We start from the raw sequence: 9,827 nt of genomic DNA, 5'->3' as shown, positions 1-9,827 counted from the left end.
CGGGCCGCACTGTTGACGCACACGGACGTCGCCCAGGTGCAGCGGCTGCCGGGGGAACCGGCCGCATGGCCTCCGGCAGCCGCCGAACCCGAGGGCGCCGACTACTGACCGATCGTTCCGACGCCGGCGGTGCTACAGCTCGTCGCCTTGCCGGGTTCCGCCGCCGCCCGTGTGACGTCATCGGCCGGCGAGCCGAGCAGTGCGGCGCAGACCTGCTCACTGCGGGGGTGTCCCCAGTCCCAGCTCGTCCAACAGCAGCCGCAGGTCCTCGGCGTTGCGGGCGTGTGCAGCCACCACTGCGCGGGCCCGTGCCCGCGTCTCCTCGTCCACGTGTGTATCCGCCGGCTCGACGATCTCGGCCAGCGACGCAAGATCCCGGTTCCCTCGCGGCACGGCAACCACCTCCTTCGACTGAGCACCCGCTGCGCGCCGAACGTCTCCCCCGAAACGTCCTGGTCGAACGGCCGGCCCATACTCGGCGCCCCGACCGGGCACCGGCAGGACCCGATGGCATGTCATCCCGGCACGCGCATGATCGCCGCTGGACGAGGAACAGTCACGTCAATGCCAGACAGTGGTCTCGGCCGCCATCCCTCCCGTCCCCGCGTCCTCGGGCTCCCTGAACCGGCCCACCCCGCGGCACTGCTGCGCACGCGCGGCGCCCTCTGATCCTGAGTCGGCCTACCGTCCGTACGGCGCCAGGGCCGGTGTCGGCTGTGGTCCGCTGTATCGGCCTTGAACGAGTCGGTGGCCTGTCGGCCGCTGTCTGCGGTGGTCCGGGCCGCGTCCTGGGCGGTGGCCTTCACGGAGTCCAGGGCTTCCCGGGCCGGCTGCTGCAGGTCCTCCTTCACGTCGCGGGCGGTCTCGATCAGTCGTGGCATCCACGAACCATCACTCCTCGAATGGTCGGTCCGGCTCGAGACCGGATCCACGCGCCTACCCGAACCCCACCGCCCAACCCCGCCGGACCGACCCGATGCGCGTTTGCTCGCACAGTCGAGCGGTATACGCCGATCCGCAAGCGGTCGCCGGACCCTCGGTGCGGGCCGCCACTGACAACGGCCATGCCTCCACGGGCCGCTTCGCACCTGTCAGCCCTCAGCACCGGGAGAACTCATGATCGTCCTCGGCGTCATCCTGCTCATCATCGGCTTCGCCACCGGAATCTCGATCCTGTGGACCATCGGCATCGTCCTCGCCGTGATCGGTCTCGTCCTGCTGGTCGCCGGCGCCCTCGGCCACGCCGTCGGCGGCCGCCGCCACTACTACTGACGGCCCAGCACGACGCAGGCAGGCACCACAGCCCCCCGATCGGCGCACCGGCGCCGACGCCGGTCCGCGCCGTGTCCCCCACGGCACCGGGCTGCTGTCCGGAACCGTCCGGTCGGGGACAAGCACGGCGGGAACACGCGGACGCATGGCAGACGATCACCGTGACAGGCGTCCCCAGCTGGCAGGCAGGGGCTGGACAGCTCCGTGTTCCGCCGGCCTGGTCGGCGGCTCACGAGGGTGACGGCGATCCTTGCGGCCTCGGCGACGTCCCGGGCAGACATGCGGCGGCGAACCAGGACAGGGACCCGCAGCGCGGCAGGGCAGGGTCGACGCAGGCGGCCCGGCCCTGCGCGCGGTCGCTGGCGCGGGCCGGCGGTCGCGCAGCGCCGCCTGGCGGCATGTGTTCCGGCGGCAGCCGTCGTCGGCGCACAGCGCCTGCCCGTGACGCACCAGGCTCCGGGCAGGCCGGCGCGGCGGCCGCACGCCCGCGGTCCGGCCCTGGCCCCCCTCACCACCCACTGCTGTCCTGTTCGCCAGGAGGGCAGTGCCGGGCCGTTGCTGGAGCACGGCACGTCGACGGTGGGCCCGGCACGGCCGCGCCGACACGGGGGATGACAGGGCGGCCGACGCCGGAGGGGTGCCGGGGCGCGGTGGGGGCACGCCCCGGCACCTGTGCGGGCGGGCGGGCACTGCTCGACCGGCCGCCGGCGCGGCGCCGAGCCACCCGGCCGGGCGGTTCGCGAATCCTCCGGCGGGGTGGGGCGGGCGGCCTGTCAGCGGGGCGGGCGCTGCGCCGGTCGGCGTGTGCGCCGGTCGGGGGCGGGCCAGGCGAGGTCGGGGATCGTGCTGCCGAGCAGCGGGCCGATGTCCTCGTCCGGAACGGGCTGCCAGGGAGCGGGGTCGTGGCAGACGTAGGGGCCGAGCGGTCGTCCCGCACCGTTCGGGCCGGGCACCAGGCGGCGCCACCCGAAAGCGGTCTCGCCCACCTCGCCCGTGTGGGGGTGGTCGTCGAAGCCGCCGGGTGCCCGGCCGACATGGGCGACGACGAAGACCTCCACCTCCGCCCCGTCCGGTGTTCCGCTGCTCCGGTACCGGTACACGCCGCCCGGTTCGAAGAAGGAGTCCTCGCCCACGGCTGCGCCTCCGATCCTTCCGCTCCCTGCGTGGGGGGGTGGGTCAAGGGTGTCCCGGCCGTGCCAATGCCCCCGCGCTGTGCCCGGGCGGCCTTGGTCGTCCGCTCAGCCCGCGTCTTGCGGGGGCGGCAGGCGGCGGAAGGTGTCCTGGCCGATGACCGTCGCCTTCCACGCCTCGCCGGGCCCGGTGGCGGTGGTGAACAGCCAGGAAGCGACGATCCGCTCGTCGTCCGGGAGGTACTGGCCGCTCCAGCTGGTCACCGATGCGGCGCTGCCGTGCTCGTCCCGCCAGGCCACCGTCCAGCCGAGCGCAACTCCCGGGATGGTCGGGCACACGTCGAACCGCCCCACCAGCTCGCGGCGCCCGGCAGGTCCTGCACCGGGCTCGAACGTGCCTGTCAGCAGCCCTGCCGGATCGGCTTGGAGCCTCAGACAGGAACCGAACTCGTTGTACCAGTCGCCCGCGACCGTCACTCCCACAACCGCTCCCCTTTCTACCTGCCTCGGCCCGACGTGGCCGCATCTCCCGCATCGTCACACCGGTCGACCGTGCCCGGCATGCCGAGCTGCTGCAAACCGGCACCCGGCGGGCCGACTACGGCCGGTCGGTGTGCGGGCTCGTCGGCCGGGGTGACCACCGCCCACCCGCGGCCCGGTCCTGGCCTGGTGCCGCCGCCCGGCCGGGCTTGCTTCGATGCCAGGACGAACGGCAGTACGCCGGGCGGACGCGCGCTCCCGGCTTCCGGATGCAGCTCACCCCCTCCGCCGGGGCCGTCGTCGGCAGCTCGCGCAGCTGCCGGTCGTAGCCGGCCGGCAGCTGCGCGAGCTGCTGCAGCGCCTCGGCGGGAACATCGTCGGGTGCGGTGTCGACCACGTAGCGGGCGGCGGCGACGAGCGCGGCCAGCTCGTAGGCGTGGAAGGTTGCGCGCAAGACGGTGGGCCGCAGCCGTTCGAGCTCCATCAGGTGGCCTTGGCGCGGACGTGGTCCGCGACCTGGGCGAGTTCGGCGGCGAACTGGTAGTCCTCCTGCACGCCGTTGATGTAGGCGCTCCAGCCGAGGCTGGCCTTGGCGTAGTGGACGGCCTCCTGGATCTCCTCGTCGGTGGCTCCGAAGAGCTTGGCGGCCTCGGTGTGGAACAGGGCGCCCAGTACTTGCACTTGGTCTCGGCGTGCAGCCCGACCCCGATCAGTTCCTTGTACTTGTTCGGGTCAGCGTCTCGCCGAGTTCGATCCGCTTGAAGATCTCCCACTCCGGGCCGAGCAGCTCGGTGGGGATCCGGGTGAAGAAGTGCGGGACCAGGCCGAGGGTTTCCTTGATGTCGGCCTCGATCTCGCCGCGGTTGACCGCAGCAGCCATGGCGGCCTCCTCCTCGCCGACCCGGATGCCCGGGCCCGGCCCCGTCCGCACCGGCCGCGGACTGCCGAGGACCGTGCACTCCCGCCACCCGCACGCAGGCATCCGGTCACCGTCGGCCGGGCCCTCGACCGCCCCGAACGGCCGGCAGGTGGTGGCGGCATCAGGCCGTACCACCAACCCAGACACCCCGGCCGCCGCGTTTCCAGACCTTCCGCCCGACCCCGGTGCAGCAGCCGGGGCGGCCCCGCCCTCGTGCCCGGAACCGGTCGGGGGCTCCGGGGCCGGACGTCCGGGGCAGCCCTGCCGCAAGCCGGGCCCCCGGGCGACGGCGGGCACGGGGGCCGCCCGTCTGCGCCGGGCCCAGGGTGGGGATACCGGCGCCGGTCGGCGGCGTGGCCGGCCGGGCTGGTCCCCGCACTGGTGGTGCGCCGGCGCCAGTGCGGCGGCCCCGAGCCGCGGGCCGCTTCCAGGAAAGGCACGCTGCTGTGACGACCGAGCTGAAGACCAGCACCGGACGGCTGGGCCGGACGGTCGTGTGCGTATTCGCCGGCGACCTCCACCAGGGCACCGCCGGGTAGGCCCGGCAGGCCCTCCAGGCGGCGCTGGGCGAACTCCCCGAGGTCCTCGCCGTCGATTGAGCGGGGTGGAACTGTTCGTATCCGGCGGGCTGAACGCCCTGCTGGCGGCACGGATCGAGGCACCGACCGGACGGTGCCGGTCGTCCTGGTCGCGCCGAGCGCCGGGGCGCGCCGGGTACTGGAGATCACCGAGACCGCCACCCTGTTCCCCGTCTACGCCACCGCCGAGGACGCCGCCCGGGGCGGGGACACGCCCGCCTGAGGGCGTGGCAGGCGCGGGGCCGGGGCAGACGCAGGATTCGCAGCACACCGGCCATCGACCTGGAACCGCCATGTGCCCTCCCACTCATCCTGTGGCATCCGACCGGCGCCGGCTGGACTTCCTGCCCGGCGACCAGGACGCCTGCGTGAGCGAAGGCCTGGCCTTCACCCGCGCCGCCCTCACCGACTGGCACCTGACCACCACAGCCGCCCAAGCCGCCGCCGACGCCGTCCTCGTCACCGCAGAACTCCTCGCCAACGCCGCCCAGCACGCCGGAGGACCCAGCACCCTCCACCTCCAGCGGTCGCCCGGACGGCTACGCATCGCCGTCACCGACCCCGACCCCGCCCCGCCGCAACCGGCCCGTCCGCACCGGCCGCAGGTCCCGCACGGCCACGGCCTGATCATCGTCGACCGGATCAGCACCGATTGGGGCCACACCCCCGACGACCACGGCAAGACCGTCTGGGCCGACCTCTCCGTCCCCGCGGACGCCGACACCACGGCCCGACCAGATCCAGGACACGCCCGCCGGGCCGCCCTGGCCGACCCCGACCCCCACCTCGACAACTGACCCTCCGGCGGGCCCACCCGCACCGCTCCCACGACCACGAGCCGGGCCATCACCCGGTTCAACGTGGCGGGGCCGTGGTGCAGCGGGGCAGGAATGGAGCGGGTCGAAGGTGAGGAAACAGGCGGTACCGCGGTCGGTGATCCCCATCCAGAGGCCGCCGACCACCCATCGCGGAGTGCACTCCCAGCGCCGCGACCCACACGGGCCGTCGCTAAGCTGCCGGGCATGAGCATGTGCACTGCCGTCGAGCAGACCGTCCTGGAAGCGCAGCGACAGTTACAGGACGGCAGTTGGGAGCCGTCGGCCGCGGACCGGGCCCTGGCCCGGCAAACCGCACAGAGCCTGGCGGAGGCCGTCGGCCCGGCCGACGTGCAAGAGGTGCTGCCACGGATCGAGCGCCTCGCCGCACTCCGCGAGGCCCTGGCCGCCCTCGCCATGGCCGTGGCGCGCATCCACGGCCACCTGGCCTGGTTCCTCGCGCAATGCACGAGCGACCTCGCCCCCGTCCTGCACTGGCGGGCCCTGCCCGCGCCCGACGACCATGCGTTCGGCGCGGTCCTGCCCACGGCCGACGAACTCGCCGACGCCGAACAGGCGGTACGCCTCCTGGCCGTCACGCTCGCCCGCACCGGCAACGACGAGACGCCCGAGCGTCGAGCGGCCCGTCGCACCTGACCGGCCCATCCTGGGCCCGGCCCGCAGCAGGTGGCCGAACGCGCCCCGAGGACACCACGGGGACGGGCCGCGGGGCGCTCACTCCAGGCGGAGCTCGGCCCAGACCGTCTTGCCCGTACCGCTGGGGCGGCAGCCCCAACCCACGGCAAGGCGGTCGACGATCCGCAGGCCCCGGTGGCGCGGCTCATCCGCCCGCACCGGCAGGATCCGCGGCTCGCCGCCGCCGGCATCCGTGACGTCGATCCGCAGCCGCTCACCCCCGGCTCCGAGCCACAGCTCCAAGGCCAGCGGGCCGCCGGCATGGTCGACCGCATTCGCGAGCAACTCGGCCGCCACCAGCATCACGTCGCCCACGACCGCCTCATCCGCCCCGGGCCGCCACTGCGCCAGCACCAGCTGGACGAAGTCGATGCCGCGGCGCACACCCGTGCCCCGCTCGCCCGGCCGGAAGACCAGGCGGCGGTGGGCCGAAACGGCAAGCGGAGGACACATGACCGGACCCGAACAGGTCGAAGGGGAGCGTTCGTCGACCGTCCCGTCTACCCGCCCGCGCCCGTGTCACGCCTCGTCCCTGAGTACCTCCGGGCTCCGGTGCTGCAGTGCCAGCCGCAGGCTCGGGCAGACGGGGAACAGCCCGCCGGTGCCGGTGATCGCCATGACACGCCGCACGCGCGCACTGGGGGCCGCCAGAACCAGCAGGACGCCGCAGGCGTGCGCGGCGCGGCGGGCGCCGAGCAGCAAGTTCAGGCCGCTGGAGTGAACATGCGCACTTCCGACAGGTCCACGACCAGGACGGCCGGGCGGCGGCCGAGGGCCACCTCGAGGGCCCGCCGCACCTGCTCCTCGTTCTCCGAGTGCAGGTTCCCGGCCGGTGTGCACACCACCGCCCGGCCCACCGTCGTGGTGCGGATGTGGATGTCGGGTGCCGGGCCGGCCCGTTGCGCGAGATCGTCGTAGGAAGCCATGACCGCCCTCCGAGCCCACCGCTGGCTCCACCTGAGGAGGTGGGCCGGGGCAACATTTCCGCGCGGGATCGGGAGACAGTGCGGCGACAACCGACGGGCATCCGGCGAACGCCGCGATGGCGGACACCGGTACTCCCCTCCTACCCCCGTTGTCCGACCTCACCGCTTTTCGGGCGGCCGATCCGGCAGACATCCAGGCAGCCGACCTGTTCCCTGTGATCACCGGCGCCAGGGCCCGCGGCTTACGCGTCCGGGCCGTGCGGCGGGGCGTGCCGGCCGGCCTCCTCGACGCCGGTGCACACCGGGAACAGGCCGGCCGCCTCCGTGACCTGCAGGACCCGCCGGACCACCCCGGACGGGGCGATCAGCACCACCGGCACCCCGCACTCCTGTGTGGCCAGGCGCGTCAGCAGCAGGACGTTCAGGCCGCTGGAGGTGAACATCTCCGCGCCGGCGAGGTCCACCGCCAGCACCCGCGGTGCCAGGGCCAGTCCCTCGTCAAGCGCGGCTCGGACCTGTTCCTCGGTGTCCAGGACCAGGTCGCCGGCGAGCGTGCACACCGCGACCGTCCCCACCAGCTCCACACCGGTCTTCAGCTCGCCCACCACATCCACGCACTCCCTCCGGCAGCACGCCCCCACGGCCGCGGACCCGCACCTCCGGCCCCCCTGCCGAATCCGCGGGGCCGGCCCGCATCACGCGAACCGGCTCACACTCCACGGTAGGACGAGCCCTGGGCGGCGGCAGCCCCGAACCCGGGCGCGTCCCGGCCCACCGCCGGGCCGCTGCCGCGGCACGCCGACAGGGCAGCGGGGGTGACTGGTCTCCGCGGCCGACCGCCCGGTCCAGCGCGTCTGCGACGAGGCGGGCCAGCAGTCGGCGCACGGCGGACTCGGAGGACGCCAGACGCCACGGCAGCAGCGGATCGGGCCGGACACCGAGCTGTTCCAGCAGCCCCGGAACCTCCTGGAGGCCGGTATCGGGCTACCGGCGGAGCTGGTCAAAGGCGGATGGGATCAGCGATGGTGCGTCGGCAGGCACGGTCTTCCAGTCGGATCGCGGGGCGTCGAGAACTCCATGGAAGCCGTGCCTGCGCTTCCGTTCCCGTAGCCGCCTGCCCGACAGGCCGTCATGAACCGGACGCCACACGGAACACCGAAGCCCTGCCCTGCCAACGGGCAGGATCACGATCTGGAGCTGGAGTGCTACGAAGTGAAGCCGATTCCCCGTTCGGCGAATATCCTCATCGCCTCACCCAGGAATTCCACCATCCTGGGATGGTAGGAGTTGTGAAACTCCCTCATGGCGTCGTCTTCCGCATAGAAGAGTGCCATCCCCACGTACGCTTGCCTGCTGGGGGCGTAGAATCGGCAGGCTACGCCGAAATGCCGGCCGACGAGCTCCTGGATCCGGGGATCCCCGGGCAGGGAGCCGTCCAGGCGGGCTGCGATCTCCCGGTACAGCACGTCCCAGTCCTGGTGGACCTGAGCCCTGTCCACGTGCTCCCAGTTGTTGGTCTCGGCAAGGCTCTTCGCCTGCTCTTCGGCCAACGACCGACGACACTCTTCCTCGTACTGATTCCCCATGGCGCCAATTCTCTTGTCCGGCTGTCGATCCAGGCGGAACAGTGACACAGGCCCACCGGGTCGGCAAGCTATTTGTTTGAGCGGCTCAGTCGATTCGTCAAGGGCGGCCGGAAGATCCTCCGCATGCAGCTCAAGTCGCCTCCCTGGCGAGACGTCCCGCTCCTGGGGCGCTGCGAGATCCGCCGGATCAAGGTCGCCGCCGTGAACAGACCGCTGTTCCCCGGCGCCCACCAGGCCGCCCCGGCCAGCTTGCGAAGCCGGGTCGGCCGCAGCGGGGCTGACCGTCCTACAGCAAAAGGCGTACGGTGAACACAGCGGTAGGTGTCATCGTGGCGCCCACCGTTGCCCGTCGGCTGTCGCCGCGCTGTCTCCCGCACCCGCGAGGAGCCGGATGCCCCGGCCCGCCGTGATGGTGGAGCCTCTGGTGGGCTGGGAGACGCATCATGGCCATTCCCGCTCAGTCCCTGCTGCTCGGCGGGTCCCCGCCCGATCCCGTACTGACCATCGTCCTGACCCGGGCAGGCGACAGCGTGGTGTGTTCCCTCGCCGGAGAACTCGACATGGACAATCGGGCCCAGGTCCAGCAGGCCCTCGACGAAGCACTCGCCCCACACCCGGCCCTGGTCGTCGTCGAACTGTCCGCCGTGCGGCTGTTCACCTCCAGCGCCCTCAACGCGCTGCTCACCGCCCGGCTCGCGGCACTGGCTCTGGGCATCCCGATCGTGCTGGCCGCACCCAGCCCCGTCGCCCGGCGCGTCCTCGAAGTCACCCAGGCCGACCAGGTCCTCCCCCTCTACCCCGACCTGGAACAGGCCCTGCACCACCCCCGCACCGGCGAGCAGACCGCGCAGACGGTGCAGCGCGGCTCAGGCGGTGTAGGGCGGCGCGGGCGGTGTAGGGCGGCGTACACAGACGAACATCTTTCTCGGTAAGATCCACGCCGGCGGACCCACGGCACTCGACCTGGCCCATGACCCGGACGCCAGCCCTGCTGCAGGCCGCTGCTACCGCCACCAGCCCCGCCACGCCACGACCCAGCCCGGCCGGCCGCAAGAACCGTCCGGCCGCGGCCTGCACATCATCGACCAGGTCGCCACCACCTGGGGCAGCCGGCCGAAGGGGCCGGCAGAACCGTCGGGGCCGACCTCCACCTGCCCTCAGCACGCCCCGGCGCGGGGCCGAGGGCAGCACGCCGCCGTCCGAGCCCACGCACGGGTGGTGTCACTCCCCGAACGCGACTGGGGTACGAGGCCGAACGCGTGCTCGCAGACTCGGTGCACCACAGGCGCCGGTGATCCCCTGACCGCCCTTCAACCACCCGGCGAAGGCTGCCTGCAGGCCGGTGCGCGGACGGGCAAGGACTCCAGGGCCGGTCCCGCCGCTGGCAGCCGCCGGCAGACCCTCGCCCCTGCGGCCTGCACAACG

15 protein-coding genes are annotated in these 9,827 nt (G+C 73.2%); 5 read left to right on the top strand and 10 right to left on the bottom strand.

Annotated features, from left to right (window positions below):
• Positions 1–1,116: 1,116 nt before the first annotated feature.
• Positions 1,117–1,272: a DUF6131 family protein gene (locus AB0442_RS27440; protein ID WP_366166093.1), complete on the top strand. Its 156-nt coding sequence runs from the start codon at positions 1,117–1,119 to the stop codon at positions 1,270–1,272.
• 773 nt (positions 1,273–2,045) lie between these two features.
• Here AB0442_RS27440 and AB0442_RS27435 read toward each other — a convergent pair.
• From AB0442_RS27435 to AB0442_RS27415, 5 genes are all read right to left on the bottom strand, one after another.
• The gene (locus AB0442_RS27435) at positions 2,046–2,405 is read right to left on the bottom strand and encodes a hypothetical protein (RefSeq protein WP_366166091.1); all 360 of its coding nucleotides are present in this window, start codon (positions 2,403–2,405) and stop codon (positions 2,046–2,048) included.
• Positions 2,406–2,510: 105 nt separating this feature from the next.
• On the bottom strand, positions 2,511–2,885 hold the full coding sequence (locus AB0442_RS27430; RefSeq protein WP_366166089.1) for an avidin/streptavidin family protein: 375 nt from the start codon (positions 2,883–2,885) through the stop codon (positions 2,511–2,513).
• Between the two features lie 115 nt (positions 2,886–3,000).
• Complete coding sequence (locus tag AB0442_RS27425) at positions 3,001–3,366, bottom strand: hypothetical protein (protein ID WP_366166088.1); 366 nt, start codon at positions 3,364–3,366, stop codon at positions 3,001–3,003.
• Positions 3,366–3,563: a hypothetical protein gene (locus AB0442_RS27420; RefSeq protein WP_366166086.1), complete on the bottom strand. Its 198-nt coding sequence runs from the start codon at positions 3,561–3,563 to the stop codon at positions 3,366–3,368. The genes AB0442_RS27425 and AB0442_RS27420 overlap by 1 nt, the downstream gene beginning before the upstream one ends.
• A 28-nt stretch (positions 3,564–3,591) precedes the next feature.
• Positions 3,592–3,762: a hypothetical protein gene (locus AB0442_RS27415; RefSeq protein ID WP_366166084.1), complete on the bottom strand. Its 171-nt coding sequence runs from the start codon at positions 3,760–3,762 to the stop codon at positions 3,592–3,594.
• A 711-nt stretch (positions 3,763–4,473) separates the two neighbouring features.
• Between AB0442_RS27415 and AB0442_RS27410 the strand changes: the two genes are divergently transcribed.
• The 3 genes from AB0442_RS27410 to AB0442_RS27400 all read left to right on the top strand — a co-directional run bounded on the left by AB0442_RS27410 (position 4,474) and on the right by AB0442_RS27400 (position 5,851).
• Complete coding sequence (locus tag AB0442_RS27410) at positions 4,474–4,602, top strand: hypothetical protein (RefSeq protein WP_366166082.1); 129 nt, start codon at positions 4,474–4,476, stop codon at positions 4,600–4,602.
• Between the two features lie 91 nt (positions 4,603–4,693).
• Positions 4,694–5,176 carry an ATP-binding protein gene (locus tag AB0442_RS27405; RefSeq protein ID WP_366166081.1) on the top strand — a complete coding sequence of 161 codons (483 nt, stop codon included), beginning with the start codon at positions 4,694–4,696 and terminating at the stop codon, positions 5,174–5,176.
• Positions 5,177–5,401: 225 nt separating this feature from the next.
• The gene (locus tag AB0442_RS27400; protein ID WP_366166079.1) at positions 5,402–5,851 is read left to right on the top strand and encodes a hypothetical protein; all 450 of its coding nucleotides are present in this window, start codon (positions 5,402–5,404) and stop codon (positions 5,849–5,851) included.
• A gap of 78 nt (positions 5,852–5,929) precedes the next feature.
• Here AB0442_RS27400 and AB0442_RS27395 read toward each other — a convergent pair whose 3' ends face one another.
• The 5 genes from AB0442_RS27395 to AB0442_RS27375 form a co-directional block, all read right to left on the bottom strand.
• The gene (locus AB0442_RS27395) at positions 5,930–6,274 is read right to left on the bottom strand and encodes an ATP-binding protein (protein ID WP_366166077.1); all 345 of its coding nucleotides are present in this window, start codon (positions 6,272–6,274) and stop codon (positions 5,930–5,932) included.
• Positions 6,275–6,409: 135 nt separating this feature from the next.
• Entirely contained in the window at positions 6,410–6,592 is a 183-nt protein-coding gene (locus AB0442_RS27390) for a hypothetical protein (protein WP_366166075.1), read from the bottom strand.
• 2 nt (positions 6,593–6,594) lie between these two features.
• Positions 6,595–6,816 (bottom strand): hypothetical protein, encoded by a 222-nt coding sequence (locus AB0442_RS27385; protein WP_366166073.1) that lies wholly within the window; start codon positions 6,814–6,816, stop codon positions 6,595–6,597.
• A gap of 242 nt (positions 6,817–7,058) precedes the next feature.
• Positions 7,059–7,424 (bottom strand): STAS domain-containing protein, encoded by a 366-nt coding sequence (locus AB0442_RS27380; protein ID WP_366166072.1) that lies wholly within the window; start codon positions 7,422–7,424, stop codon positions 7,059–7,061.
• Between the two features lie 597 nt (positions 7,425–8,021).
• Entirely contained in the window at positions 8,022–8,402 is a 381-nt protein-coding gene (locus AB0442_RS27375) for a TipAS antibiotic-recognition domain-containing protein (protein ID WP_366166070.1), read from the bottom strand.
• A gap of 443 nt (positions 8,403–8,845) precedes the next feature.
• Here AB0442_RS27375 and AB0442_RS27370 point away from each other — a divergent pair, with 443 nt between their 5' ends.
• Positions 8,846–9,334 carry an STAS domain-containing protein gene (locus tag AB0442_RS27370; protein WP_366166068.1) on the top strand — a complete coding sequence of 163 codons (489 nt, stop codon included), beginning with the start codon at positions 8,846–8,848 and terminating at the stop codon, positions 9,332–9,334.
• The last annotated feature ends 493 nt before the right edge of the window (positions 9,335–9,827 follow it).

It is taken from the genome of Kitasatospora sp. NPDC085895, assembly GCF_040702125.1.
GTDB lineage: Bacteria > Actinomycetota > Actinomycetes > Streptomycetales > Streptomycetaceae > Kitasatospora > Kitasatospora arboriphila.
This window is presented reverse-complemented; position numbering and strand designations above follow the sequence as displayed.